Raw genomic sequence first — 25,219 nt, forward strand, 5'->3', positions numbered from 1 at the left:
TCGAATGCCCGGTGGGGGCGCGTACCTCCACCGCCCCCGAGGGGGATGTCAGCGACGGCGCCCGCTAGCCCCCGGAAGAGGTGCCGCCAGGGGCACCCCCGTCGGAGGACGGTCCGCCGCCGGCCAGGCCCCGCAGCGCCTCCCAGCGAGGGTCGGCGACGGCGTGGCCGTGGTCGGGCTCGGCGTCCGCCAGCCGGACGCCGCACTCCGGGCACAGGCCGGGACAGTCGTCCCGGCACAGCGGCGACAGCGGCAGTGCGAGCACCACCGCGTCCCGGAGCACAGGCTCGAGATCGATCAGATCGTCCTCGAGGCGGAGCTCGTCGTCGTCCGCGTGCCCGCCGGAGCGGGTGTCAGAATAGACGAAGAGCTCCTGGAAGTCCGCCTCGAAGGTCGAGGCGATCGGGTCCAGACAGCGCGCGCACTCCCCTTTGAGGGGCACCCGCGCCGTTCCGGTGACGAGCACGCCCTCCAGCACCGCCTCGAACCTCAGATCGAGCTCGATCGCGGCGCCCGCGGGCACGCCCACCATCTCGATGCCGAAATCCTCCGGGGCCGGAACGCGGAGAACCTGCTCGCGGGACGATCCGGGTTGCCTGCTCAGAGCCCGGGTGTCGAGCACGAGCGGAGCGTTCGGATCGAGGCGAGACAGCGGAATCCTGCTTTCGTGAGCCATGGGGATCGCGGCCGTCGGTCAGGCCGATGTCCCAGGGTACCGAACGCACGGACCTCTCCCCAACTCGCGGCCGGTCGGTCAGGTCTCCTGGAGCCGTTCGGCCAGCCGGGCGTGCACCGCCTCGGGGATGAGCCCGGAGACGTCGCCGCCGTACTTGACGATCTCCTTCATCAGGCTGGAGGAGAGGTAGGAGTACAGGGGGTTGGTCGACATGAACATCGTCTCGACCCCGGCCATCCGGTGGTTCATCTGCGCCATCTGCAGCTCGTACTCGTAGTCGCTGACGGCGCGCAGCCCCTTGACGATCATCGGGATGTCGTTCTGCCGGCAGAAGTCCACCAGCAGCCCGTGCCACTTGTCGATCTTGACGTTGCCGTACTCCTTGGTCACCTCCTCCAGCATCTCGATCCGCTCGTCGACGGTGAAGAGCCCCTGTTTGGTCTTGTTGATCATCACGGCGACCACCACCTCGTCGAACAGGCGGGAGGCCCGGCTGACGATGTCGAGATGGCCGTTGGTGACGGGATCGAACGAGCCGGGGCAAACGACACGGCGCACGAGGTGGCTCCATCCTTGCGTCTGGGCTTTTCCGTGCAGGTGGGGCCCTGCGCCGTGAACGTACCAAACCGGTCCGGAGCGGTCCGGCACCGGGCTCGCGTCAAGCCGAAGACCGTTCGGTGGCCGCCCGCCCGTACCAGAAGACGGCCTCGCCGTAGCGCCGGTCGCGCTCGGCGGCGTAGCCGTCGGGCCAGCGCAGCGGCGCCCCGCGCGAGGCGCGCTCGACCACCACGAGGGCGTCGGGCGCGGCCCAGCCGTGGTCGCGCAGCGACTCCAGCAGCGCGGTGACGGCGGCGTCCCCCAGGGCGTAGGGCGGATCGGCGAAGATCAGGTCGTAGGGCGCGTCGGGCGCGCGCCGGACCAGGCGCTCGACCTTGTCCCCCCGCGCGAGGGCGCCGGGCAGGCCGAGGGACCGGACGTTCTCGCGGATGACCTTGAGGGCGCGCGGGTGCGACTCCACCAGCAGGGCGTGCGCGGCGCCGCGCGACAGGGCCTCCAGCCCCACCGCGCCCGACCCGGCGTACAGATCGGCCACGCGCAGCCCGTCGAGCGGGCCGAGCAGCGCGAGCACGGTGGAGAACAGGCCCTCGCGGGCGCGGTCGCTGGTGGGACGGGTGTCGCGTCCCGGCGGCACGGCCAGCCGCCGCCCGCCCGCGCTTCCCGCGATGACCCTGGTCATTGCTCAAGTATCGGGGCGGCGCGGGGCGCCCCGACCCGGACCCCAGAGATAGCGATAAATCCCCTTATGCGCCTTTTGGGAAATAAATACACAGTTATCCAGGCGCAACGTTGTGAACGTGCGCCCAAAACAAGCGAATGCGGTTCACATTCGCTACGTCGCGTGCAAATGTGAACGCAGGTTGTCGAACACGATACCCCCCAGGAGTACCTCGTGCACCACGGTAGAAGACTGGCGGTGACGGCGGGCGCGACGGTGCTGGGTCTGGTGGCCATGAGCGGGGTCGGCCATGCCGACACCGGGGCCTCGACCAGGACCGGCTCCCCCCTGGCCGATCTGACCGGCGCCCTGACCGGGACCCTCGACGGGCTCACCGGCGCCCTCACGGGCGGCGGCTCGTCGCCGTCCGGTCAGACGTCGCGCTCCACCTCGTCGTCCGCCTCTTCCACGCCCCCCGCCACCAAGCCGGCCGCCAAGCGGACGGTCACCAAGACCACGTCCGGATCCGGCGGCAAGACCACCCCCGCCAAGAAGGGCAAGAAGGGCAAGGGCGCCGCGTCCACCAAGAAGGCCAAGAGCGGGCAGGCGCCGGGGCACCTGCGCGTCGAGATCACGCCCGACCTGGACGTGGAGCGCAAGACGGCCAAGGGCAAGCTGGTCGTCGACGCGGGCCTGAACACCCTGCTCGGCCCGGCCGGGCTCAAGCTGGAGGCCGACGGCAGGCTCTCCGCCGAGGACATCTCGATCGGCGATCCGGAGGCCGAGGGCGGGCTGAAGCTCGGCACCCGGCTCGGGGACGCCGGCCTCGGCGTCGCCACCCGCGGCGCCCTGAAGGCGACGCCCGCGGGGGTCGACGCGGACGGTTCGGTGGACGTGTGCGTCGGCGCGGCGAACTGCGCCGACTCTCCCGCACCGCCCACGCCGCCCACTCCCCCGACCCCGCCAACGCCCCCCACGCCCCCCACGCCGCCCAGCCCGCCGTCCCGCCGGGGCCCGGCCAGCCGAGCCCGTCACCGGGGCTGCCCGACCTCCCGCCGTCCTCGCCGCTGCTCCCGGACCTCCCGGTGGCCGGCATCGGCTCGGGCACGGCGGCCGGGGCCGCTCCCGCACCGCCGAAGGACCTGCCCATCACAGGGACCGACAGCATCCCCCTGGCCCTCCTCGGCCTGACCGCGGTGGCGGCCGGCGGCGTCGCCGTCGCGTCCACACGCCGCCGCAGGGCGCAAGAGGACTAACCCTTGTCTATTGCATGCGCGAGCTGCGCTCCTCGCCTGGCGGCTCGTCGCTTGTCGCGCATGCGGCGATCGCTGCATCGCTTCGAACTCGCCTGGCGGCTCGCTCCGCGATCAGTTCCTCGCAGGCTCGGAACTGCCTTCGGACGCGATCGCAGCGCTTGAGCGTCCGTTCGGGGTTGGGCTGACGGTTGAGCTTGTCACTTGGGAGGCAAGGGAAGGGCCGCGCGGTTTCGTGCCGCGCGGCCCCTCTTGGTTTTCGGTGGTCCCCCCTTCAGAGGCGTTCACTTTTGATGACCTGCCAGGCTCCGTTGGACTGGTGGGCCACCAAGCGGTACATGGAGACCTTGTCGGTGGCCTTGCACGCGGCCCTGTCGCACTCGGCGACGGTGACCAGCGCGTTCAGCTGCCCGGCGGAGGCGCCGGGACGCAGTGCGGTCTCGACGACCGAGCCCTCCTTGAGGGTCTGGTGCCGGCCCAGCGCGTCGGCCACCCCGCGGCCCTGGGCGCCCGGCCAGCCGCCGGTGGCGCCGCCGCCCGCGGTCAGGGCCGGCACGGAGTCCGCCTTGAGGAGGTACAGGGTGTCCAGCAGCCAGGAGCCGCCCTGGCGCACCATGGTCACCCGCATCGGCTCGTTCAGCAGTGTGGGCCGGGCGTTCGCCGAGCTGACCGTCCGTTTCACGTTCGACAGGACGGTGACGGTGTCGCGCGTGGCCGCCACGACCGCCGAGTCGGTGACCTCGGTGCCGACCGTGCTGCGGTTGTTGCGCAGCTGGACCCGCCAGCTGTCGGCGGCCAGCTGGCGGTCGTACTCGGCGCGGTAGCGCTGGGTGACGCGGGCGTGCGCGCCGGCCACGTCCTGGTCGATCCGGCGGTAGTCGAAGCTGAGCACCGCCTTGAGCGACTCGCCGGTGGTGCCGAGCACGGCCGCCGCCTCGCCGGGCGGCGCGGGCGTGTCGGCGAAGGGGGCGGGCCCTTTCGGCGTGGTGCCCCCGCCGCCCGACATCAGCGCGTAGGCGGTGCCGCCGGCGCCCAGGAGCAGCAGCGGCGCCGCGACGGCGACGGCGATCCGCCAGCGCCCGCCGCGACCGCCCGGCGACATGGTGTGGACCGGCGGATGGGTGACGGGCTGCGCGGGTCCGGGGCCGGGCCGGCCCGCTCCCCCGCCGGGTCCGGTGCCGCCGACGCCCGGCAGGCCCGGGAACCCCGCGCCCGCGACGCCGCCGGCGAACGAGGCGCCGGTGGTCAGCGCGCCGTCGGGCTCGTCCGACAGGGTGTCCTGGCGGCCGAGCAGGTCGAGCAGCACCTGCTGGGCCTCGGGACGGTGCCTCGGGTCCTTGGCCAGGCACGCGGAGACGATCGCGCGCAGCGTGTCGGGAAGCGGCGACAGGTCGGGCTCGTAGTGCAGGATCCGGTGGAAGACCGCGGAGATGGTGTCGTTCCCGAACGGGTGCCGCCCGGTCGCCGCGAACAGCATGGTCGAGGCCCAGGCGAACATGTCGACGGCCGAGCCCAGTTCGGTGTCGGTGACCTGCTCGGGCGCCATGTACGAGGGGGTGCCCACCACCCCGCTGCCCTTGGCCGCCGCCGCGCCCAGCACCCGCGCGATCCCGAAGTCGATCACGCGCGGGCCGTCCGGGCCCATCAGCACGTTGGCCGGCTTGAAGTCGCGGTGCAGGATCCCGGCGCGGTGGATGGCCGCCAGCGCGGTGACGGTGCCGATCGCCAGCCGGTCGAGGTCGGTGCCGGTGCGCGGTGCGGTGCCGGTGACCAGCTCGGTCAGCGAGGGGCCCGGCACGTACTCGCTGACCACGTACGGGAGCTCGCCGGCGACGTCGTGGTCGACGACCTGGGCGGTGCAGAACCCGGCGACCCGGCCGATCAGCCGCAGCTCCCGCTCGAACCGCGCCCGCCACTCGGGGTTCTGGCTCAGCGCCGCCCGCAGCAGCTTGATCGCCACCTCGCGGCCGTTCTCACCGCGGCCGAGGAAGACGACGCTCTGGCCGCCCTCGCCCAGCCGCCCCTCCAGGTCGTAGGGCCCCAGCCTCACCGGATCGCTCGGCAGGAGGGGGCGAACCGCCGTCATCGATGTCCTCCGTACGCCGCGAAGCCGCCACGAGACCTCTACCCGCACGGGCTCCGGGGCCCATCATCGGCCGTAACTCGTTAGACGTCTGTGATCGACTGCCTGGTTCTCACGGATTCTCGCGGATAGTACCGCCGCGAACACGGAGAAAGAAGGCGCTGAACGGCGAAGCGGGCGGGACGCCCCCACCCCGGAACGTCCCGCCCGCGTCTGTGACGGCGCGGCCTGTGCGGCCCGCCGTGGCTCCTCGCGGTGCCGCGGCCTGCTAGGCGAGCGCCCAGCGTACCTGCGTGCGCACACCCGGATCGGGATCGGTCAACGCCTCGGTCAAGGCGGTGACCACCTCGGGCCGATCCGAAGCCCATTGTTCCAGGGCCTGGACGGCGGCGCGCCGGACGTCCACGATGCGGTCGCGCAGAGCACTCACGAGCGGCTGGACGGCGGTGTCCGGATCGGCCTCGGCCAGCGCGAACGCGGCGCGGCGCCGAACCTGCCAACTCGAATGTGCGATGGAGATCACCACGCGGCCCTCCAGGGGTTCGGGCACGCCGAGCTCCGCCGCGGCGTCGAGCGCGGCCATCCGCACCACCGGGTCGTGGTCGGCGAGGAGGCCCTCCAGGGCGGGCAGCCCGGCGGGACGGGCCAGCCTGGCCAGGCCCTCGGCGACCGCGACGCGCACCTCGCGGGCGGGGTCGTCGGCGGCCTCGGCGACCTGGTCGACCGCGTGCAGGGAGATCAGCCCGAGCACGGCCTGCACCCGCAGGTGGGCCTCGCCGTCGTGCAGGCCCTGCGCGTACAGTTCGCCGGCCCCGGCGGTGAGCCCGGCGAGCAGCTCGGCGGCGGTGGCGCGGACGTCCTCCTCGCGGCCGCGGGCGGCGGCGAGGAGGAGCGCCTTGACTCCGTCGTCGCCGAAGTAGACCTCGGGGAGGTCGCGCAGCAGGCCCGCGGCGGCGCGGCGCACGTCGCGGTGCTCGTCGGCGAGGGCCCAGGCGAGGGCGTCGCCGGTGCCGCGCGGGACGTCGTCGCCCCGTCGCGCGGCCCCGGCCAGGGCGTCGACCGCGGCGGCCCGGACCTCGGGCTCGGGGTCGCGCAGGTGGTCCTCGATGGCGGCGGGACCGAGGGCCCCCGCGCCCGCGTGCAGCTCGTCCACGCGGGTGCGGGGAGTCCGGTCGGTCCGGCGCGTCTCGCCGTCGGTGCGGGGAGCGTCGTTCTGGCGGGTCTGGTCGTTCTCGTGGGTGACGGTCATGACGATGTGCCTCCGGGAAGCCGTCGGATCCTGGGGAAAGAGCGGATCAACGAGCGGAACACAGCGCGCTCGCCTGCCGACGGAAGTCGACGTGGCGGCGCACGGTGAGGGCTTGGACCGGATTCACCCCTTCATCGTGCGCGCAGTTCCCTATTTAGTCAACCGAAATAGTAGGGAACTTGACGAGAACCATGTCACGTTCCCCGCCCGCCCTTGACCGACGCCAAGGTCAGGTCTTCTCCAGGAAATCGGTGCGCTCGTCGTCCAGCAGCGCCGCCAGCTCCGCCGCCAGCCCGGGGTGCTCCGCCAGGTCGGGATCGGCCTCGACCAGCAGGGCGGCCTCGTCCCTGGCGTGCCGGATGACCTCCTCGTCGCGCAGCAGCGTCAGCAGCCGCAGGCTGGAGGAGCGGCCCGCCTGGCTCGCGCCGAGCACGTCGCCCTCGCGGCGCTGCTCCAGGTCGAGCCGGGACAGCTTGAAACCGTCGGTGGTGGAGGCGACCGCGTTCAGCCGCTCCCGCGCCTTGCTCTCCGGCTCGGCGTCGGTGACCAGCAGGCACAGCCCCGGCAGCGTGCCCCGGCCCACCCGGCCGCGCAGCTGGTGCAGCTGCGAGACCCCGAACCGGTCCGCGTCCATGATGACCATGCCGGTGGCGTTGGGCACGTCCACCCCGACCTCGATCACCGTGGTGGCCAGCAGGACGTCCAGCTCCGCCGCGGCGAAGCGGCGCATCACCGCGTCCTTCTCGTCGGGGTGCAGCTTGCCGTGCAGCACCCCGATCCGCAGCCCCGCCAGCAGCTCCTCCAGGTGCGGCAGCAGCTCCATGATCCCCAGCGGGGAGCGCCGCTCGCCGTCCTCGGGCGGCGCCGCGTCGCGGACGTCGCCCTCGTCGCCCTCCTGCCCGCCGATCCGCGGGCAGACGATGTAGACCTGCCGCCCCTGCGCGGCCTCCTCCTTGATCCGCTCCCAGGTGCGGGCCAGGAACGCGGGCTTCTCCGGCGGCACCACATGCGTGTTGATCTTCGCCCGCCCCGCCGGGAGCTGGCCCAGCACCGAGGTCTCCAGATCGCCGAAGACCGTCATCGCGACCGTGCGCGGGATCGGCGTGGCCGTCATGACCAGCACGTGCGGGCGGCCGCCCGCCACCTTCTCGCGCAGCGCGTCCCGCTGCTCGACGCCGAACCGGTGCTGCTCGTCCACCACCACCAGGCCCAGATCGGCGAACTGGACGTGGTCCTCCAGCAGCGCGTGCGTGCCGACCACGATCCCGGCCGAGCCGGACGCCGCCTCCAGCAGCGTCGCCTTGCGCGCCTTGGCCCCCTGCGAACCGGTGAGGAGCGCCACCCGCGTCGCGGTGTCGGCGCCGCCCAGCTGCCCCGCCTGGGCCAGCTCGCCGAGCATCCCGGTGATCGAGCGGTAGTGCTGCTGGGCCAGCACCTCGGTGGGCGCCAGCATCGCGGCCTGCCCGCCGCCGTCCACCACCTGCAGCATCGCCCGCAGCGCGACCACGGTGTTGTGGGTCGGTGTCCAGCCGTCCGTCACATAAAGGCGGTCGGGGTGCGCCACAGATATGCACTGCACCTCTTTGCGCCCCACATGCTCGATCGAGCGGAGCCCCTTGCGCCTGCGTTCATACTTGGAAAGGGGCCGCACCTTGTCGGCCTTCCGTGCCAACCTGAATGGCGGGAAGGCATTCGGAAGCTTGACAGAGGTGATCCAGAACCGCTTCCCCACCTTGGTGACCGGTCTGCACCGCGCGTACCCGCCCAGCGAGCGGGTCAGCCATGCGACATCCTCGGCGAGCCTCCTGGAGGCCGAGGTGAAGCTGACGTCGCGCCCTTCGGCTCGCAAAGTCCCATCGGTGTCCAGCAGACCTTGGAGCAGCGCGTGCCGCTCCTTGACGGGAGCGACCAGATACGAGGCCGGGACGAACTTCTCGTACGAGCCCTTTCCGTAGACATCGAGTTCACGCAAGGCAGCGAGTAGAGGATTTCCGGCGCCCCGGCGCTCACCGAGCACGAACCAGTCCAGTGGACGGCTCTCGCTCTGCCGAATCCGGCAGGCGTCCGGCATCGACTCCGAAACGGCTCGGAGGATCTCGTCGTCACGAGTGCTGATCGTGACCCGCCCGTACAGCAGGCAGCCATCGCCGAGCAGCACGCCCAGGAGGTAGGGATCGACGGGGCGCCCCTCCGGCCCCTCCGGACGATCCAGTTCGGGCGGCTCGATCAGCGGCACGTACCACTTGGCGTTTCCGGACTTCCGCAGCAGGTCATGACGTAGTTCGCGAGTGGTGAGGACTTTGAGGGCGCTGCCCCGGTGCCAGCCCGTGTCCGTCTTGACGGCCCAGAGGTGCTCGTCATCGCACTCGACCGCCGTCCCGTCCGAGAAGACCAGCCTGAACACCTCGCGCGCCCCCTGCGGAAACACACCCGTCACCACCGTCACCTCCCCCGACGGGGTGATGATCTCGTCGCCGACGGCGAGATCTCCCATCTGACGGAAGCCGGTCGGCGTCAGGATCCGGGCATCCAGAGGCTGCGCCTTGCCCGCGCCGACGTCGCCCTGCAGGAGGCGGTGCATCGGGTGCTCGAGAGAGAGGTCCTCGGCGATCTCGCGGCCCACCTCGCGCTGGCCCGCCGTCAACTCGAACGGCAGCCGGGCGTCGAACGCGTCCAGCAGGCCGCCCTCGATCGCGGGCCGCGCCTTGGCGGGCAGTGCGGCGGCGGCCATCCGCCGCTGCGCCAGCGCCACCTGCAGCACGAACGCCTCATCCCACTTCAGCCGCTTGCGGGCGCGCCCCAGCTCCTCCCAGGACCGCGGACGGTGGATGCCCTCGTACGCCTCGCGCAGCCCGACGAAGCCGTGCCGCTTGAGCGTGAGCTCCGGCATCGGGTCGGCGCCCGGCTCCAGGCCGTCCAGGACCATCCCGACCGACTTGCCGATCGTCTCGATGTCCAGGCCCTTGGTGGACGGGTAGATCGGGATGATCTCGTCCGCCCACTCCTGCGCGGCGTCCGCGGCGTCCTGGCCCGCCCGGTCCGGCACGACCTTGTACTGCGGGTGGGCCAGCTGCCGCTGCCCGCGCCCGCTGCGCGGCCGGTAGGTGCTGATCTTCCCCGCGAACAGGCCGCGGGTGCCCGGCGCCAGGTCCTTCTCCGGCCGGTAGGAGCCCTTGCGCCCGAAGAAGCTGAGCTTCAGCTCGCCGGTGCCGTCGGTGACGGTGATCTCCAGGACGTAGCCGGGGCTGCGGCTGAGCGTGCGGCCCTGGACCTTGACCACCTCGGCCATGACCGTGACGTGCTCGCCGTCCTCCAGCTCGTTCAGCGGCGTCAGCTCGCCCCGGTGCGCGTAGCGGCGCGGGTAGTGGTGCAGCAGGTCGCCGACCGTGTGCAGGTCGAGGCCCTTGGCCAGCACCTTGGCGGTCCTGTCCCCCAGCACCCTGTGCAACGACTCGTCGAGTTTCGCCACGTCGACCTTTCTACCGCGCACCACCGACCCTATGCGCGGGACCCGTCATTCCACGCCGATGAGGAGCGGGTAGCGGACCTGGCCGCCGTCGTACACGCCCACCTCCACGTCCGGGTGCCGGACCCGCAGGTGCTCCTCCAGCTCCCCGGTGAGGCCCGCGGGCGCGTACGTGCCGGAGATCAGCGTCACCAGCTCGCCGCCGCCCGACAGCATCCGGTCCAGGACCTGCCGGGCCACCTCCGCCTGCCCGGTCCCGATCACGGCCACGTCCCCCTCGATCAGCCCCAGCACGTCCCCCGGCTGGCACAGCCCGACGCTGGTGAACGCCTCCTCCGCGGCCACCTCCAGATGCCCGAACCGGGTCGCGCCCGCCGCCCGGGTCATCGCGATCACGTCCTCGGCGAACCGGCGCAGCGGGTCGTGCACCGCCAGCGCGGCCAGGCCCTGCACCGACGCCCTGGTCGGGACGACCGCGATCCGCGCCCCGGTGTCGCGGGCCCGCTCGGCCGCCGCCTCCGCCAGCGCCACCACCTCGGGCTCGTTGGGCAGCACGGTCACCTCGTCGCCCGCGGCCAGGATCGCCTCGGCCAGCACCGCCAGCGGCGGCACCGCGCCGGGCTCGCGCAGCACCACGCGGGCCCCGGTGCTCTCGAACAGCGCGGCCAGGCCCTCCGCCGCCGTGACCGCCACCACCGCGCGGCCCGTGCACGGCGCCTGCGGCTGCTGCTCGCCCTCGGCCGCGTGCAGGTAGGTCACCCGGATCCGGTGCGGACGGCCCGCCGCCAGCCCCGCCTCGATCGCCGCGCCCGCGTCGTCGGCGTGCACGTGGACGTTCCACAGCCCGTCGCCGCCCACCACGACCAGCGAGTCGCCCAGCCCGTCCAGGACCTCGCGCAGGTCCGGGACGGACTCGTCCGGGGCGTCCAGCAGGTACATGACCTCGTAGCCCGGCCCCGCCCCCTCGGCCCGCTGCTCCCGGACGGGCGCCTCGCCCGCCGCCCGCGCGGGCACCTCGTACCGCTCCGGATACTCCTCGGTGAGCACGGCGGTGAGGGCGTCCAGCACCACGCACAGCCCCGCCGCGCCCGCGTCCACCACGCCGCTGCGCGCCAGCACCTCCAGCTGCCCGGTGGTGCGCCGGAGCGCCTGCCGCGCCCCGGCCGCCGCCGCCCGCGCCACCCCGGCCAGCCCCGGCCCCGGGGAGTCCGCGTCGATCGCCGGGCCGGAGGCCGCCGCGTCGGAGCAGGCGACCGCCGCCTCCTCCAGGACGCTCAGGATCGTGCCCTCCACCGGGCGCTCCACGGCGTTCCGGGCCAGCACGGACGCGTACCCGAGGGCCTCGGCGAACGCGAGGCCGTCCCCGGCCGTCTCAGGCCGGCCCACGATCTCGGCGAGGCCGCGGAGGAACTGGCTCAGGATCACCCCCGAGTTGCCCCGGGCGCCGACCAGCGCGCCCTGGGTCAGCGCCCGCCACGTCTCGGCCGTGCCCGCGCCCTCGGGCAGCTCGTCCACCGCGTCGGCCGCCGACAGCAGGGTCAGGTGCAGGTTGGTGCCGGTGTCCCCGTCCGGCACGGGGAACACGTTGAGCGCGTCGATCTCCCCCCGAGTGCGGCCCAGCGCCTCCGCCGCGAGCCTGCTCCACCGCCGTACCGCCGCCCCGTCGAGGACTTCGCCCACAATCAGCTCCGCTCGCCGATCCCGCGCCGCCGTTTCCGCGGATACCTCTGTACCGTGCGGAGCGGTCCCAGGGGAACCGGAAGGGCGCTTGCGCCCGCGGGCCGATTCGCGTAGGGAACGAGCGGTGGGCTAATCTGAGTTCTGCGTTTCTTCCGGAACGCTTCCTGCGCGCCCCCGGTGCCCGATCCGGCACGGCGGTCGCTCCGGTTCAGAGCATCGACACCCACTTGGAGTTACCCGTGGCTTCCGTCTGCGACGTCTGCGGCAAGGGACCCGGTTTCGGCATGCGCGTCTCCCACTCGCACCGCCGCACCCCGCGCCGCTGGAACCCCAACATCCAGCGCGTGCGCGCCGTCGTGAACGGTGGCACCAAGCGGATCAACGCCTGCACGTCCTGCATCAAGGCCGGCAAGGTCGTCAAGCCCACCGTCTGACGCGCACCGCCCCGCGGGGGCGGCACCGCCAGGCCACCGGTCGGCTCATCGGATCGCGTTCCGATGAGCCGGCCTTCTGCGTTCCCGGCGCCGGTCAGCCGGTGCCGGCGCGGTGGCGCCAGCCGTGGTCGACCGGGCCGATGCCCGAGCCCAGCGGGAAGCCGGCGGCGATCGCGCCGGTGACGTACTCCTTGGCCTTCCCGACCGCCGTGGGCACGTCGTCGCCCAGCGCCAGCTGCGAGGCGATCGCGGACGCGAGCGTGCAGCCGGTGCCGTGGGTGTGCCGGTTGTCGTGGCGGGGCGCGGTGAAGCGGTGCTCGTGCTCGCCGTCGAAGAGCAGGTCGGCGGCCTCGCCGGGCAGGTGCCCGCCCTTGATCAGCGCCCACCGCGGGCCCAGCGCCAGGACCGCCTCGGCGGCCTCGCGCAGCTGCGACTCGTCCACCACCTTGACGCCGGTGAGCTGCTCGACCTCCCACAGGTTGGGGGTGACGACGGTCGCGGTGGGCAGCAGGACGGTGCGGACCGCGTCCACCGCGTCGGCGGCCAGCAGCGAGTCGCCGTGCTTGGAGACGCCCACCGGGTCGACCACGACGGGCGCGGTGGCGCCGGCCAGCACCTCGGCGACGGTCTCGACCAGGGCGGTCGAGGCCAGCATGCCGGTCTTGATCGCGTGCACCCCGATGTCGGACAGCACCGAGTCGAGCTGGGCCCGCACGGCCTCGGGCGGCAGCTCCCAGTAGCCCTGGACGCCGAGGGAGTTCTGCGCGGTGACTGCCGCGATGACGCTCATGCCGTGGGTGCCCAGGGCCAGCATGGTCTTCAGGTCCGCCTGGATCCCAGCGCCGCCGCCGGAGTCCGATCCGGCGATGGTGAGCACGAGCGGCGGGGCCTGCGGCGAATTCTGCGTCATAGCGCCACTTTAAGGCCGTTCGCGGCCCGGGGACCTGCGCGGCCCGCGGGCCCGCGCGGTCACACGCGCGCGCAGGGCAGGCTGTTCATCGTGCACGAGGAGGGCCCGCCGGCCTTGCCCTGCGCCGCGAAGGTGATCCTCACCGACTGGCCCGGGCCGAGCGCGGGAGCGCCGGTGGGGCTGCGCACCCAGCCGAGCTCGCCGGTGCGGACCACGGTGGCGCCGCTCGCGGAGACGATCGTGGCGCCGGGGATCCGGAACGCCATCGCCCACTTCGGCACGCTGCGCTGCCCGCGGTTGGCGATCGTGGCGGTGAACCGGAACCCGGTCGAGGAGACGGTGCCCATCTTGAACCGGACGACCAGCCCGTCGGCGCGCTGGGCGCCGCGGCTGGCGCGGTCGCCGGGGCCGCGCTGGGAGACCTGGCCCTCGCGGGCCTGGGCCGGCTCCTTGGGGGCGCCGCCGGCGAAGTTGAGGGAGATCTGCTGGGTGCTCAGCGCGTACGACACCACCCCGACCGCCAGGACCAGCGCGACGATCGGCAGCAGCGGCACCGGGACCGAGGAGAGCACCCGCAGCGGGGATTGCCTGGACGATCCTTTGGAGGATCCGGAAGGTTCGGGGGCGACCGGGGGACGGGGGCCGGGGGGCGCCTGCGGCGGGACGCCGTGTGGGGCATGTGACGGGACGCCGTGGGGAGCCTGCGGCGGGAGCCCGTAAGGAGCCTGCGGCGGGACGCCGTACGGCGCGGAGCCGTGGGGCGGAGGGCCGTAGGCGGACGGGCTCATGGAGCCGGAGGGGGGTTCCGCCTCGTCCGGGGCGGTCTCGTCCTCGCTTCGCTCAAGCCTGGTGTGTCGTCCCATCCCATCCCTCTTCGATCACAGGATGTATACCAAACACGCACCAAGCATGCCTACCAGACCGGCAAAGGCGCGCGCGGCGTCCCGCACGCTCCGGCAAGGATTCCCTCCCGATCAGTCACGGAAGTGATCCCAGCCGGCACCCCGGTAGGCACCGCCGTCGACCAGCACTCCCGCACCCTCGGTGACCCTGCCGACCACCGTCCAGGACGACGGGATCGCGGCCCCCGGGGGCACGGTGGCGGCGAAACCGTGGTCTTCCCCGCCGGTGAGGACGTGGCGAAGGCCACCCGGGCCGAGCACCGCCGGCACGGGCACCTCGGCGGTGTCGACCTCTATCCGCACACCGCTGGCCTTGGCGATGTGGCCGAGGTCCTGGAGAAGGCCGTCGCTGACGTCCAGCAGCGCGGTCGCGCCCATCGCGCGGGCCTCGGCTCCGGCGGTGTAGGGGGGCCGCGGCCGCCGGTGGGCCTCGACCAGTTCGGCGGGCTCGTCGCGGCCGTTCTCGAGGAGCTCCAGGCCGGCCGAGGAGTGGCCGAGCCGCCCCCGCACCACCACCAGGTCGCCGGGGCGCGCCCCGGACCGGGTCAGCGGCGGCTCGCCGCCCAGGTCGCCCAGCGCGGTGACCGCCAGGAGGATCCGGGGGGCGGCCACGACGTCGCCGCCGGCCACGGAGGTGCCGGTCATCTCGCATTCCTCGCCGAGCCCGGCGTAGAGCTGCTCGGCCCACTCCACCGGGGTCTCCGCCGGGACGGCCAGCCCGACCAGCAGCACGGTGGGCCGGGCGCCCATCGCGATGACGTCGGCGAGGTTCTGCGCGGCGGCCTTGCAGCCGATCTCGTACGGCCCGGACCAGTCGCGGCGGAAGTGGCGGCCCTCCACGAGCAGGTCGGTGGTGGCCACCACCCGCCCGTCGGGCGCGCGGGCGACCGCGGCGTCGTCGCCGGGGCCGAGTTCGACGGCAGGCCCCTGCGGCAGGCGGTCGGTCAGCCGTGTGATCAGCCCGAACTCGCCCAGCTCCCCGATGCTGCTCATCCGCCCCCGATCTCTCGCCCGCCGGCCGGCCGCCGCGCGCCGTTCGCCCAACCCCCGGCGCCCGCCGGGCCGCGTAACACGATACGGTGACCGTCCGACGGCTTTTTCTCCGCCCGGGGAGGACGTGATGGTGCAGGCCTACATCCTCATCCAGACCGAAGTCGGCAAGGCTGCCGAGGTGGCCGGCGAGATCGCCGGCATCCCGGGTGTCACCCTGGCGGAGGACGTGACGGGGCCGTACGACGTGATCGTCCGAGCGGAGGCGCGCAATGTCGACGAGCTGGGCAAGCTCGTCGTCGCGCAGATCCAGGCGGTCGAAGGGATCACCCGCACGCTCACCTGCCCCATCGTCCACATCTGACCGTCTTCTCCCAATGCGTTCCAGGTTCGTGCGTTCCCGGTCGCTGCCGCTCGTCCTGGCGGCGCTGCTGGCCGGGGCCTTGCCGGCCGGGTGCGCGGAGGGGGCGGTGCAGGTGCCGGTGCCGTCCACGGACGCGGCGGGCGAGCGGTTGTGCGCGGGGCTGCGGCTGCCCGAGCAGGTGCACGGGCAGTCCCGGCGCGACACCTCGCCCGAGTCGCCGCTGACGGCGGCGTGGGGGTCCCCGGCGATCGCGCTGCGCTGCGGGGTGCCGCGGCCCGCGGCGCTGCAGCCGACCTCGCAGCTGGTGACGATCAACGAGGTCGACTGGTTCGGGGAGCCCGCGGGCCGTCCGGTCACGTTCACGGCGGTGTCCCGGCAGGCGTACGTCGAGGTGACGGTGCCGAGCAAGTACAGCCCGCCCGGCGATGTGCTGATCGAGCTGGGCCAGGCGATCTCGGCGACGATCCCGAAGAAGCCCGAGGGCCAGATCTGATCGGGGACCCGTCGCCCGCCGCCGCTATCGCACGTCCAGGCTGACGGGGAGGGCGGCGAAGCCGCGCACGTTGGCGGAGTGGACGCGCCGGGCGCCCACGTGGTCCACCTCGTACGACGACACGGTCCGCACCAGTTCGCCCAGGGCGATGCGGGCCTCCAGGCGGGCGAGCCCGGCGCCCAGGCAGAAGTGCCGTCCGCCTCCGAAGCTGATGAGGCGCGAGGTGTCGCGGTCGAGGTCGTAGGAGTCGGGGCTCTCGAACACGCGCGGGTCGCGGTTGGCCGAGCCGACCAGAAGCAGCACCTGGCCGCCCTCGGGCACGACCTGGCCGTGCCAGGTGGTCTCCTTGGCGGCGGTGCGGGCGAGCATCTGGCTGGAGGTGTCGAAGCGCAGCGTCTCCTCGACCCAATCTCCGACGCGGTCGGGGTCGGCGAACGGCTTGGCGCCCTGGTCGGGGTTCCGGCGGCCCCAGTAGAGGGCGTTGGCCAGCAGCTTGGTGGTGGTCTCGTTGCCGGCCACGACCATGAGGAAGAGGAAGGCGATGATCTCGCGGTCGGCGAGCCGGTCACCGTCGATCTCGGCGTCCAGCAGCGCGGAGGTCAGGTCGCCGCGGCGCCGGGCGCGCCGTTCGGCGAGCATCCCCTCGTAGTAGCCGACGAGGGTGAGGGCGGCCTCCACGCCCGCGGGCGGGACGTCGTCGATGCCCCGCTCGCGGTGCACGACCAGGTCGGCGAGGCGCCGGACCTCGGCGCGGTCGCTCTCGGGGACGCCCATCATCTCGGAGATGACGTCCATGGGGAGCAGCCCGGCGAAGTCGGCCACGAAGTCGCCCTCGCGCCTGTCCAGGAGGGGTTCCAGGTGGCGGCGGGTGAGGCGGAGGATGTCGTCGCTCAGCGCGCTGACCCGCCGCGGGGTGAATCCTTTGGAGACGAGGGCGCGCATGCGGGTGTGCCTGGGCGGGTCCAGGGCGAGGAACGACGAGGTCTTGTGGGCGTGGGGCCCCCAGGCGCTCGGTTCCACGGAGACCCCGTTGGAGTTGGAGAAGGTCGCGTGGTCGCGGAAGGCCGCGGACACGTCGGCGTGCCGGGACAGCGCCCAGAAGCCGAGGTCGTCGTTGCGGTAGAGCGGGGCCTCTTCGCGCAGCCGCTCGTAGGTCGGGTAGGGGTCCTCGTGGATGGCGTAGTCGAAGGGGCTGTAGGCAAGGTCGCTGTTGGACGTGTCGCTGCTGGACGGTTTCACGGTGGCCGTCACCTCACTGGGGGTCGGGCAGGATGAGCTCGACCGTCTCGGCGAGCCGGTCGGCGACGCGCGCGTAGGAGAGGTAGCCCATGCCCGCGTGCACCAGCGCCCCCGTGTAGGCCATCTCCAGCGCGTGGACCATCCGGGAGCGGGCGGCCGGATCGCCGATGCCGCCGCCCTCGCCCTCGCCCTCGGACGAGCCTTCACCCTCGGACGGGCCGTCGCCGATGGCGGTCTGCAGCCGCTCCCGGATGGCCAGGCCGATCCGTTCGCGCAGTTCCCGCACGTCGGGGTCGGTGCCGAGCATGGCGGTGGTGCAGGCGGCGGCCAGTTCGGGCTCGTCGGAGACCAGCAGCACGGTCTCGCGCAGCACGGCGACGATCCGGTCGCGGAGCGCGCCGCCGGCGCCGACCGGCGGCAGCGCCGACAGCCGCCGCCAGAACACCTCGGTGATCAGGTGGTTCTTGGAGGCGAAGTAGGTGTAGGCGGTGGCCGGGGCGACGCCCGCGCGCCGGGCCACGTTCCGCACGGTGAGGCCGTCGTAGCCGGTCCCCCGGACCTCCTCGACCGCGGCGTCGGTGAGCCGCCGGACGGTGTCGGCCTGCCGTTCGGTGAGGCGGCGGCGGGTGGGCTCGGTGATCAGCCGCTGTGTTCCGGACACGTGTCCAGACATTAGTTCAGCCGCCGCGGGCCCGGCAAGCGCCCGGCCGCCACACCCACCCGCCCCTTCCGGCGGTCAGTCCTTGCCGAACGGGTACGGCAGGGCGGGCATCCAGGAGCGCCACGCCTTCTCCAGGCGGCCGTCGGCGATCACGGCCGCCAGCGCCCCGTCCAGGTCGGCGCGGATCCCGGGCCGGTCCTTGGCGACGGCGACGCCCCAGCGGTTGCCGGTCGGGACGGTGAAGGCCAGCTCGAAGTCCGGGTCCTCCCCCAGCGGGACGAACACCACGTCGTCGTCGACCACCGCGTCCACCTCGCCGGAGCGCAGGGCGGCCAGCATGTCGCCGAAGACGTCGTCGGTCTCGCCGCCGAACGGGACGGTGACGGCGCCGCCGAACGTCGCGGCCAGCGCCATGTTGGTGCTGCCGTCGATCGCGGCCACCCGCAGGCCGCGCAGCCCGTCCGGCCCGGTCACCCCGGCGCCCCGCCGCACCAGCACCGACTCGTTGAAGACGGCGTAGGGCCGGGTGAAGTCGACCTGGCGCAGGCGGGCCTCGGTGATGCCCTGCCCGCACCAGACCCCGTCGACCTCGTGCGCGCGCAGCGCCGGGACGAACTCGGCCCACGGCGTGAACACCCACTCCAGCGGGCGGCCCAGCACCTCCGCGACCAGCGCCGCCGCGTCCGGCTCGTAGCCGTGCCGGGTCACCCCGTCCTGGCTGCGGGAGAACAGCGGCGGCGCCTCGGCGTCGATGCAGGCCAGGCGCAACGGCCTCGCGGGGGGTGTGGGGGGTCGTCCCCCACAGGCGACACGACGGTCGGTCACGGGAGGTGCTCCGTGTACATCTCGCGCTCCCAGTCGGTGATGTGGCCGCAGAACCGGGCCCACTCGTCGCCCTTGAGCTCCAGGTACAGCTCGGCCATCTCCTCGGGGAAGGTGCCGCGGACGACCGAGTCGGCGGCGAAGGCGTCCAGCGCGTCCCGGAGAGTCAGGGGAAGCGGCTCGAACTTGCCGGGGGCGCCCTCGTAGCTGCTGCCGGCCTGCGGCGGGCCGGGGTCGATGGCGTGGTCGAGGCCGTCCTTGATCGCGGAGATCAGCGCGGCGTGCGAGAGGTAGGGGTTGACGCTGGCGTCGGGCAGCTTGCACTCCAGCCGCCCGTTGGCCGACAGCCGCACCGTGCACGTCTTGTTGTCCATGCCCCAGTTGATCTGCGAGGGGGCGAACTGGCCGGCGTCCCAGTACCGCTTGTAGGAGTTCACCGTGGGCCCCATCAGCGCCATCATCCCGGCGGCGTGGCTCAGGATCCCGCCGACCGCGTGCCTGCCGAGGTCGGTGAGGTGCATCTCGGTCACCCCGGGGTCGGCGAGGACGTTCTCCGCGTCGTCCCCGGTGCCGCGCCACAGGCTGAGGTTGTGGTGGCAGCCGTTGCCCATCACCCCGGCGGCGGGCTTGGGCATGAAGCTGGCCGTGACGCCCAGCTCCCGCGCCACCTGGCGGCAGATCTGCCGGTAGGTGACGACCCGGTCGGCGGTGGCGTCGGCGTCGTCGAACAGCCAGTTCAGCTCCAGCTGCCCCGGGTCCTCGTAGTCGCCCTCGATCATGTCGAAGCCCAGCGCCTGCGCGTACCGGATCACCCGCTGGTAGACCGGGCGCATCACCTCCAGGCTGTCGACGTGGTACGAGGGGCTCGACCCGGGCTTGACGTGCACGTCCAGGCCGGGGCCGGTCCACGTCATCTCCGGCTCGCAGCCGCTGCGCAGCCGCAGCCCGGTCGCCTCGGTGAACGCCGCGTGCACCCGGCGCAGGTTGGAGCGGGCGTCGGTGGCCAGCGGGCGGCCGCCGACCTCGGGGCGGTGGCCGGGCTCGTACACGCGGCACAGGAACCGGCCGACGGTGGTGTCCCACGGCAGCACGGCGAAGGTCTCGGGGTCGGGCATCGCGGTGAACTCGGCGGCCTCGGTGCCGCCGCCGAGCAGCGCGCCGAACCGGTCGACCTGGAGGTCGGACATGGCGGTGCGGTGCAGGTTGACGCCGCGTTCCAGGTTGCGGCGCAGGTGCCGGGCCGGGACGACCTTGCCCACCACGCGGCCGGTCAGCGACACGGTCTGGTAGTAGACGAACTCGACCCCGGACTCCTCGACCCGCGCGGTGAGGTCGCGCAGCGCGGCCTCGTCGGCGTTGCGTTCCTTGTGCTCGTCGAGAGCCGTCGTCGTTGACATCGGGAACCTTCCCTGGGGGGTGAGTGGGGGTCAGGCGGCGGCAGCGGGGGCGAGGCCGCCGTTCAGCAGCTCGCGGTACCGGCGGTGCTCGGAGGCGGGGATGCCGACGAGCACCACCCCGACCATCTGCCGGTCGCTGTAGTACGCCATCGCGACGCCGCCGGTGAGCGCCCGGGGGTGGTCGAGCCCGCCGTCGAGGAGCACGCAGCGGGCGCCGAGCGCGGGGGCACCGTAGCTCTGCACGCGCACGCCGTACTGGTCGCTCCAGAACGAGGGCAGCGGCGTGAAGGGGCTGTCGTCCTGCGGCCGGACGCCCAGGTGCGAGGCCAGCGTCGTGGCCGCGCGCTTGGCGGTGTCGTTGGGGACGCACCAGTGCTCGACCCGGCGCGGCACGTCGTCGTAGCGCGGGTTGGGGAAGCGGGCCACGTCGCCCACGGCGACGACGCCGGGCAGTCCCTCCACCCGCAGCTGGTTGTCGCACAGGACGCCGTCGTGCAGGTCCAGCCCGTTGCCCTGGAGCCATTCGACGTTGGGGCGGGAGCCGACCGACTCGACGACCAGGTCGGCCGGGACGAGGGTGCCGTCGTCGAGGACGGCGGCGGCGACCCGCTCGCACGGCCCGTCCGACAGCAGTTCGGAGACGATCCGGCCGGTGACGAACCGGACGCCCTGGTCCTCATGGTGCTGCCGCAGCACGCGGCCCAGTTCGGGGCCGAGCGACCGTTCCATGGGCTCGTGGCAGGGCTCGACCACGGTGACGTCGCAGCCGGCCAGCCGGGCGGTGGCGGCGACCTCGCAGCCGATGAACCCGCCGCCGACGACGGCCACGGAGCGGCCGGGAGCGAGCCGCTCGCGCAGCGCGAGCGCGTCGTCGAGGGTGCGCAGCACGTGCCGGCCGAACTCGGGCCCGGGGATGACGGCGCGGCGCGGCCGCAGCCCGGTGGCCACGACCAGCCCGTCGTAGGTGAGGTCGGTGCCGTCGGCAAGGGTCAGCCTGCGGGAGCCCAGCGCGGCCCGCGCGACCGGGGTGCCCAGCCGCCAGGTGACGTCCTCGACGCTCTTGCGGCGCCGGAACTCCGTGGCGGCGTGCGCCTCGGCGACGCCGCCCCGCCCGATCCTGCCCGCCAGCAGTTCCTTGGACAGCGGCGGCCGGTTGTAGGGGAGGTGCTCCTCCGCCCCGACCACGGTGATCGCCCTGTCCCATCCGGCGGCGCGCAACTGCTCGGCGGCGCGCAGCCCGGCCATCCCGGCCCCGACGACGACGACGTGTCCGGCCATCTCAGTCCTCGATCGAAATGGCCTGGACGGGGCACACGTCGGCGGCGTCCTCGGCGTCGCCGCGCAGGGCTTCACCGGGCGAGTCGTCGTACTCCAGCCTCCCGTCCTCGTTGATGCTGAAGACGTCGGGCGCGGCGATGGCGCACTGCCCGTGGTCCTGGCACAGGTCCAGGTCGACGACGACCTTCATCGGGGAACTCCTTCCGTGCGGGCGGCTGCCATGCGGGTGGTCAGCCTCCCTCGGCTTGGCGGGTGGGCGGGGTGAAGGCGATGGGCAGGGTGATCGGGCCGGTGTTGCCGCTGAGCGGCAGGGAGCGGGCCTGGCCACCGGGTCGGGGGTCGCGCATTCTCTGGGCGAGCAGCGGGAGCGCCTCGCTCATGTCGCAGCGGGCGACGAAGTGGCCGAGGCAGTGGTGCGCGCCGCCGCCGAACCCGTAGTGGGGCGGGCGTTCGGCGGTGATGTCGAAGGAGCCGTCCGGCACGGCGCGCGGGTCGGTCCCGGCGGACTCGGTGAAGAGGTGCACGGTGGTGCCGCCGGCGATGTCCACGCCCTGGAACTCGAAGTCCTCCAGGGCCTCCCGGGTCACCCAGGTGGTGGTGGGGGCGACCCGCATGACCTCCTCGACGGCGGCGGCGCCGAGGTCGGGCCGCTCGCCGAGCAACGCCCACTGGTCCGGGTGCCTCAGGAAGGTCTGCATGGCCAGCCCGAGCTGGTTGCGGGTGGTGTCGAACCCGCCGAAGATCAGCAGGATCATCGAGTCGCGCAGCTCGACGCGGCTGAGCCGGTCCTGGTCGCGCTCGGCCTGGACGAGGCGGGTGACGAAGTCGTCGCGGGGCTCGCGCAGCCGGTCGTCGATCAGCTCGTCGACGTAGCCGTACAGGCCGTCCAGCGCGGCCTCGATCTTCGGCAGGTCCTCGGCGATGGTGACGCCCATGGCCAGGCCGATGGTCGCGGACTCGCGGGCGATCACCGGCCATTCCGACTCGGGCAGCCCCAGCATGATCGCGATGACCCTGGCCGCGTACGGCTCGGCGAACTCCGACACGAACTCGCAGCGGTCCGGTTCGGCGAAGGAGTCGACCAGCTCGCCGGCCAGCGCCCGGAACCGCGGCACCAGCCCGCTGATCAGGCGCCGGGAGAACGCGGGGTTCATCAGGCGGCGCAGCCGGTGGTGGTCCTCGCCCTCCTTGTTGAGCACCCAGTTGGACCACCAGTCGGCGAACGGCCCGGTGGTGATGCCGTGGTGCTCGGGCCACTTGGCGCTGCCCTGCCGCAGCTTGGGGTGTTTGAGGAGACGGCTGACCTCGTCGTAGCGCAGGACGGCGATGCCGTAGTTGGTGCGCGCGTACCAGCCGTCCTCGCGGGCCCGCCGCACTTCCTCCGACTGCACCGAGAAGGCGGGGTCGGCGATGTTGAAGTACGGCGCGGTCGCGGCGGTGGTCGGGCTCATGGCCTCCTCCAAGTGCTCATGGGGTCGCTCATGGGGTCGTGAGGGGATCGGTGGCGGGGGCGGCGCGCCCGGCCGCGGGGATCGCGTCTCCGGCCGGGGCGTCACCGCGTCCGTAGTGGCGGGTCGCGGCCATGTAGACCAGGCCCAGGACGATCACGACCGCGCCGGACAGCGGGACGATGTAGTCGTCGTACCAGGGCGCCTCGGGCGTCCTCGGCCAGGACATGTTGACCATCGCGGAGACGCCGTACACCAGCGCGGCGATGTTGACCGCCAGGCCCCAGCGGCCGAGGGTGAAGTGCCCCGCGGGCCGCCAGCCCCTGAGCCGGGCGCGCAGCGCGGCCAGCACGACCATCTGGAAGCCCAGGTAGATGCCCAGCGACGCGAACGAGATGATCTTCGTGAGGGCGTCGGCGGAGAGCTTGGAGCCGATCACCAGCACGGCGGGCAGCACGGCGGCCAGCAGCAGCGCGTACGGCGGGACGTGCCGGGCCCGCGAGAACCGGGCCAGCACCCGGCTGCCGACGATCATGTCGTCCCGGGCGTAGGCGTAGGTCAGCCGGCTGGCGGCGGCCTGCAGGCTCATCGCGCACGACACGAACGAGATCAGCACGATGCCGAGGATCACCTTGACCATGCCGGAGCCGAACGCGGCGGTGAGCGCGGTGGTGACGGGGTCGGCGTCGGCGCCGGAGATGACGGCGCCGAAGTCGGCCACCGACAGCACCAGGGCGAGGGTGACGAAGGTGGCGGCGGCGCCGCCGACGTAGATCGTCATCCGCATCGCGCGGGGGATGCGGCGGGCCGGGTCGCGGACCTCCTCGGCCACGTCGCCGCACGCCTCGAAGCCGTAGTACTGGAAGATGCCGATGAGGGAGGCGGCCAGGAACGCGGCCGCGTACGAGCCGCCCGAGCCGGTGCCCTGTCCGTCGAAGAGCACGCCGAGGCCGTGGTGCCGTTCGGTCGCCAGCAGCCAGATCCCGACGGCCAGCGCGCCGAGCAGTTCGGCGGCGAACCCGATGATGGCGGCCAGCGCCAGCCAGCGGGTGCCGGAGAGGTTGATCAGGGTGGCGACGGCCAGGATGGCCAGGGCGCACACGATGGTGGTGGTGGCGGTGGGCCGGAACCCGAGCATCGCGGCGGCGTAGGGTCCGGCGCCGTAGCTGACGCTGGCGATGGTGGCCAGCAGCGCGAACAGGTAGACCCAGCCGCTCATCCAGGCCCAGCGGCGGCCCCACAGCCGGCGGGCCCACGGGTAGATGCCGCCGCTGACCGGGTACTGGGAGACGATCTCGCCGAACACCAGGGCGACCAGCAGCTGTCCGACGCCGGCGATGACGAACGCCCAGATCATCGGCGGGCCCGCGGTGGCCAGCGAGAACGCGAACAGCGCGTACACGCCGACGACCGGGGACAGGTAGGTGAAGCCGAGGGAGAAGTTGGCCCACAGGCTCATGTCGCGCTTGAAGTGGGTCTCGTAGCCGAGGGCGGCCAGGCGTGCGGAGTCGGCGTCGCCGGGTTCCGCGGCCGGGGGCGCCGCGGCGGGTTCGCGTGCGGTGGACACCGGGGTCCTCCCTTGTCAGCGGGCCTTGTCGGCGGTGTGCGCGCACCGTGCGCCGGCACCTGTCGACAGGGGGGCGGAACCCATCGCGCAAGCGGTCGCGCGGCGGCGGACGGTCGGTGTTCGGTGGTCGGACGGTGTCGGTGGACGGTCCCGGCCGGGCGGCCCGGTGGTCCGGGTCCCGGCCTGCGAAACTGACGGTCGGCGAGGCCACTGCCGAGAGTCGCGGGTACCCTCTGGCCGAAAAGATATGGCGCCAGATATTTTCTGGCAAGGGCTCCGGCGAGATCTCTTCGGCATGCCACCGCCCGAGAACGTGGAAGGGAGAACGATGCCCGCACCGGACGCGGCCGCGACCGCCCGGCTCGCCGTCTTCGCGCCCCTGGAGAGCCGCGGCCGGGCCGAGACGATCACCCGCCGGCTGGCCGACGCGATCTCCCTCGGGCTGCTGGCCGACGGCGAGCAGCTGCCCAGCGAGCCGGACCTGGCCGCCCGGCTGGGCGTGGCGACGGTGACGGTCCGGGAGGCGCTGAGCGAGCTGCGCGAGCAGGGCCTGATCGTGACGCGGCGGGGGCGCGGAGGCGGCAGCTTCGTGCGCGCCCCCAAGCAGGAGGAGACCGCCGAGCGCCTGCGCCGCCGGCTGAGCGACCTCACCGTGGCCGATCTGCGCGACATCGGCGACCACTACTCGACGCTGGCCGCCGGGGCCGCGCTGCTGGCCGCCGAGCGGGCCTCCCCCGACGACCTGGAGCGGCTCGGCGAGGCCGCGGAGGCGTTCGCGGGCGCCGCCGGGATCGAGCGGCAGCACCACACCGACGGCCGCTTCCACGTGGAGGTGGCCGCGGCCGCCCAGTCCGCCCGGCTCACCCGCGAGGAGATCCGGACGCAGACCGACATCGGGCCGCTGCTGTGGCTGCCCGGCGCCGACGTCCACACCCGGCGGCGGCTCGACCTGCAGCATCGCGAGATCGTCGCGGCCATCGCCGCCGAGGACGGCGAGCTGGCCGCCCGGCTCGCCCGGCGGCACGTGAACGAGTCGCTGGAACGGCTTGTGGAGCTCCACCTGAGTCTCGTAGAACCGTTGGGGTGAACCC

22 protein-coding genes and 2 pseudogenes are annotated in these 25,219 nt (G+C 73.4%); 5 read left to right on the forward strand and 19 right to left on the reverse strand.

What is annotated here, in order from left to right:
• Positions 1-64: 64 nt before the first annotated feature.
• From ACFPZN_RS32080 to rsmD, 3 genes are all read right to left on the reverse strand, one after another.
• Positions 65-676 (reverse strand): YceD family protein, encoded by a 612-nt coding sequence (locus ACFPZN_RS32080; protein WP_378286025.1) that lies wholly within the window; start codon positions 674-676, stop codon positions 65-67.
• A 78-nt stretch (positions 677-754) separates the two neighbouring features.
• The gene (coaD, locus tag ACFPZN_RS32085) at positions 755-1,234 is read right to left on the reverse strand and encodes a pantetheine-phosphate adenylyltransferase (protein WP_378286026.1); all 480 of its coding nucleotides are present in this window, start codon (positions 1,232-1,234) and stop codon (positions 755-757) included.
• 100 nt (positions 1,235-1,334) lie between these two features.
• Positions 1,335-1,913, reverse strand: coding sequence for a 16S rRNA (guanine(966)-N(2))-methyltransferase RsmD (gene rsmD / locus ACFPZN_RS32090; protein ID WP_378286027.1), 579 nt, complete (start codon positions 1,911-1,913; stop codon positions 1,335-1,337).
• Between the two features lie 213 nt (positions 1,914-2,126).
• Here rsmD and ACFPZN_RS32095 point away from each other — a divergent pair, with 213 nt between their 5' ends.
• Positions 2,127-3,083 carry a hypothetical protein gene (locus ACFPZN_RS32095; RefSeq protein WP_378286028.1) on the forward strand — a complete coding sequence of 319 codons (957 nt, stop codon included), beginning with the start codon at positions 2,127-2,129 and terminating at the stop codon, positions 3,081-3,083.
• 336 nt (positions 3,084-3,419) lie between these two features.
• On the opposite strand, the gene ACFPZN_RS32100 is transcribed toward ACFPZN_RS32095, so the two are convergent.
• The 5 genes and pseudogenes from ACFPZN_RS32100 to ACFPZN_RS32120 all read right to left on the reverse strand — a co-directional run bounded on the left by ACFPZN_RS32100 (position 3,420) and on the right by ACFPZN_RS32120 (position 11,623).
• Complete coding sequence (locus ACFPZN_RS32100) at positions 3,420-5,231, reverse strand: serine/threonine-protein kinase (protein ID WP_378286029.1); 1,812 nt, start codon at positions 5,229-5,231, stop codon at positions 3,420-3,422.
• A gap of 265 nt (positions 5,232-5,496) precedes the next feature.
• The gene (locus tag ACFPZN_RS32105) at positions 5,497-6,477 is read right to left on the reverse strand and encodes a HEAT repeat domain-containing protein (protein WP_378286031.1); all 981 of its coding nucleotides are present in this window, start codon (positions 6,475-6,477) and stop codon (positions 5,497-5,499) included.
• Between the two features lie 229 nt (positions 6,478-6,706).
• Positions 6,707-8,353: pseudogene (locus ACFPZN_RS32110) on the reverse strand (ATP-dependent DNA helicase RecG); the annotation flags it as partial.
• Between the two features lie 1,071 nt (positions 8,354-9,424).
• Positions 9,425-9,970 (reverse strand): annotated as a pseudogene (locus tag ACFPZN_RS32115) (OB-fold nucleic acid binding domain-containing protein); the annotation flags it as partial.
• Positions 9,971-9,991: 21 nt separating this feature from the next.
• The gene (locus ACFPZN_RS32120; RefSeq protein ID WP_378286032.1) at positions 9,992-11,623 is read right to left on the reverse strand and encodes a DAK2 domain-containing protein; all 1,632 of its coding nucleotides are present in this window, start codon (positions 11,621-11,623) and stop codon (positions 9,992-9,994) included.
• Between the two features lie 239 nt (positions 11,624-11,862).
• Between ACFPZN_RS32120 and rpmB the strand changes: the two genes are divergently transcribed.
• On the forward strand, positions 11,863-12,057 hold the full coding sequence (rpmB, locus tag ACFPZN_RS32125; RefSeq protein ID WP_026341916.1) for a 50S ribosomal protein L28: 195 nt from the start codon (positions 11,863-11,865) through the stop codon (positions 12,055-12,057).
• Positions 12,058-12,151: 94 nt separating this feature from the next.
• Here the strand turns inward: rpmB and thiD are convergent, their stop codons facing one another.
• From thiD to ACFPZN_RS32140, 3 genes are all read right to left on the reverse strand, one after another.
• Positions 12,152-12,967, reverse strand: coding sequence for a bifunctional hydroxymethylpyrimidine kinase/phosphomethylpyrimidine kinase (gene thiD / locus ACFPZN_RS32130; protein WP_378286033.1), 816 nt, complete (start codon positions 12,965-12,967; stop codon positions 12,152-12,154).
• Between the two features lie 59 nt (positions 12,968-13,026).
• The gene (locus ACFPZN_RS32135) at positions 13,027-13,830 is read right to left on the reverse strand and encodes a cellulose binding domain-containing protein (RefSeq protein WP_378286034.1); all 804 of its coding nucleotides are present in this window, start codon (positions 13,828-13,830) and stop codon (positions 13,027-13,029) included.
• A gap of 111 nt (positions 13,831-13,941) precedes the next feature.
• Entirely contained in the window at positions 13,942-14,862 is a 921-nt protein-coding gene (locus tag ACFPZN_RS32140) for a thiamine-phosphate kinase (protein ID WP_378286035.1), read from the reverse strand.
• A 127-nt stretch (positions 14,863-14,989) separates the two neighbouring features.
• Between ACFPZN_RS32140 and ACFPZN_RS32145 the strand changes: the two genes are divergently transcribed.
• Positions 14,990-15,223, forward strand: a complete 234-nt coding sequence (locus ACFPZN_RS32145; RefSeq protein WP_131758312.1) for an Lrp/AsnC family transcriptional regulator — start codon at positions 14,990-14,992, stop codon at positions 15,221-15,223.
• Positions 15,224-15,236: 13 nt separating this feature from the next.
• On the forward strand, positions 15,237-15,716 hold the full coding sequence (locus ACFPZN_RS32150; RefSeq protein ID WP_378286036.1) for a DUF3515 domain-containing protein: 480 nt from the start codon (positions 15,237-15,239) through the stop codon (positions 15,714-15,716).
• 24 nt (positions 15,717-15,740) lie between these two features.
• Here ACFPZN_RS32150 and ACFPZN_RS32155 read toward each other — a convergent pair whose 3' ends face one another.
• The 8 genes from ACFPZN_RS32155 to ACFPZN_RS32190 form a co-directional block, all read right to left on the reverse strand.
• Entirely contained in the window at positions 15,741-16,955 is a 1,215-nt protein-coding gene (locus ACFPZN_RS32155) for a cytochrome P450 (RefSeq protein WP_378286037.1), read from the reverse strand.
• Between the two features lie 13 nt (positions 16,956-16,968).
• Positions 16,969-17,616 carry a TetR/AcrR family transcriptional regulator gene (locus tag ACFPZN_RS32160; protein WP_378286038.1) on the reverse strand — a complete coding sequence of 216 codons (648 nt, stop codon included), beginning with the start codon at positions 17,614-17,616 and terminating at the stop codon, positions 16,969-16,971.
• A gap of 75 nt (positions 17,617-17,691) precedes the next feature.
• On the reverse strand, positions 17,692-18,441 hold the full coding sequence (locus tag ACFPZN_RS32165; protein WP_378286040.1) for a substrate-binding periplasmic protein: 750 nt from the start codon (positions 18,439-18,441) through the stop codon (positions 17,692-17,694).
• Positions 18,438-19,835: a glutamine synthetase family protein gene (locus ACFPZN_RS32170; RefSeq protein WP_378286041.1), complete on the reverse strand. Its 1,398-nt coding sequence runs from the start codon at positions 19,833-19,835 to the stop codon at positions 18,438-18,440. The genes ACFPZN_RS32165 and ACFPZN_RS32170 overlap by 4 nt, the downstream gene beginning before the upstream one ends.
• A gap of 30 nt (positions 19,836-19,865) precedes the next feature.
• Positions 19,866-21,113 (reverse strand): NAD(P)/FAD-dependent oxidoreductase, encoded by a 1,248-nt coding sequence (locus ACFPZN_RS32175; RefSeq protein WP_378286042.1) that lies wholly within the window; start codon positions 21,111-21,113, stop codon positions 19,866-19,868.
• Position 21,114: 1 nt separating this feature from the next.
• On the reverse strand, positions 21,115-21,303 hold the full coding sequence (locus ACFPZN_RS32180) for a ferredoxin (protein ID WP_378286043.1): 189 nt from the start codon (positions 21,301-21,303) through the stop codon (positions 21,115-21,117).
• A gap of 40 nt (positions 21,304-21,343) precedes the next feature.
• A complete protein-coding gene (locus ACFPZN_RS32185) occupies positions 21,344-22,564 on the reverse strand; it encodes a cytochrome P450 (protein ID WP_378286044.1) in 1,221 nt (406 codons plus the stop codon).
• Between the two features lie 28 nt (positions 22,565-22,592).
• Positions 22,593-24,128, reverse strand: a complete 1,536-nt coding sequence (locus ACFPZN_RS32190; RefSeq protein ID WP_378286045.1) for an APC family permease — start codon at positions 24,126-24,128, stop codon at positions 22,593-22,595.
• 328 nt (positions 24,129-24,456) lie between these two features.
• On the opposite strand from ACFPZN_RS32190, the gene ACFPZN_RS32195 reads away from it, so the two are divergent.
• Positions 24,457-25,215 carry a FadR/GntR family transcriptional regulator gene (locus tag ACFPZN_RS32195; protein WP_378286046.1) on the forward strand — a complete coding sequence of 253 codons (759 nt, stop codon included), beginning with the start codon at positions 24,457-24,459 and terminating at the stop codon, positions 25,213-25,215.
• Positions 25,216-25,219: the final 4 nt, after the last annotated feature.

The organism is Actinomadura rugatobispora (assembly GCF_042656285.1).
Lineage (GTDB): Bacteria > Actinomycetota > Actinomycetes > Streptosporangiales > Streptosporangiaceae > Spirillospora > Spirillospora rugatobispora.

What these genes read in the sequence shown, in the direction of transcription:
- ACFPZN_RS32150 (WP_378286036.1), top strand. Translation starts at nt 15,237, where the DNA reads ATGCGTTCCAGGTTCGTGCGTTCCCGGTCGCTGCCGCTCGTCCTGGCG.
- ACFPZN_RS32195 (WP_378286046.1), top strand. Translation starts at nt 24,457, where the DNA reads ATGCCCGCACCGGACGCGGCCGCGACCGCCCGGCTCGCCGTCTTCGCG.
- ACFPZN_RS32185 (WP_378286044.1), bottom strand. Translation starts at nt 22,564, where the DNA reads ATGAGCCCGACCACCGCCGCGACCGCGCCGTACTTCAACATCGCCGAC.
- ACFPZN_RS32105 (WP_378286031.1), bottom strand. Translation starts at nt 6,477, where the DNA reads ATGACCGTCACCCACGAGAACGACCAGACCCGCCAGAACGACGCTCCC.
- thiD (WP_378286033.1), bottom strand. Translation starts at nt 12,967, where the DNA reads ATGACGCAGAATTCGCCGCAGGCCCCGCCGCTCGTGCTCACCATCGCC.
- ACFPZN_RS32175 (WP_378286042.1), bottom strand. Translation starts at nt 21,113, where the DNA reads ATGGCCGGACACGTCGTCGTCGTCGGGGCCGGGATGGCCGGGCTGCGC.
- rsmD (WP_378286027.1), bottom strand. Translation starts at nt 1,913, where the DNA reads ATGACCAGGGTCATCGCGGGAAGCGCGGGCGGGCGGCGGCTGGCCGTG.
- ACFPZN_RS32145 (WP_131758312.1), top strand. Translation starts at nt 14,990, where the DNA reads ATGGTGCAGGCCTACATCCTCATCCAGACCGAAGTCGGCAAGGCTGCC.
- ACFPZN_RS32140 (WP_378286035.1), bottom strand. Translation starts at nt 14,862, where the DNA reads ATGAGCAGCATCGGGGAGCTGGGCGAGTTCGGGCTGATCACACGGCTG.
- ACFPZN_RS32100 (WP_378286029.1), bottom strand. Translation starts at nt 5,231, where the DNA reads ATGACGGCGGTTCGCCCCCTCCTGCCGAGCGATCCGGTGAGGCTGGGG.
- ACFPZN_RS32170 (WP_378286041.1), bottom strand. Translation starts at nt 19,835, where the DNA reads ATGTCAACGACGACGGCTCTCGACGAGCACAAGGAACGCAACGCCGAC.
- ACFPZN_RS32080 (WP_378286025.1), bottom strand. Translation starts at nt 676, where the DNA reads ATGGCTCACGAAAGCAGGATTCCGCTGTCTCGCCTCGATCCGAACGCT.
- ACFPZN_RS32135 (WP_378286034.1), bottom strand. Translation starts at nt 13,830, where the DNA reads ATGGGACGACACACCAGGCTTGAGCGAAGCGAGGACGAGACCGCCCCG.
- ACFPZN_RS32180 (WP_378286043.1), bottom strand. Translation starts at nt 21,303, where the DNA reads ATGAAGGTCGTCGTCGACCTGGACCTGTGCCAGGACCACGGGCAGTGC.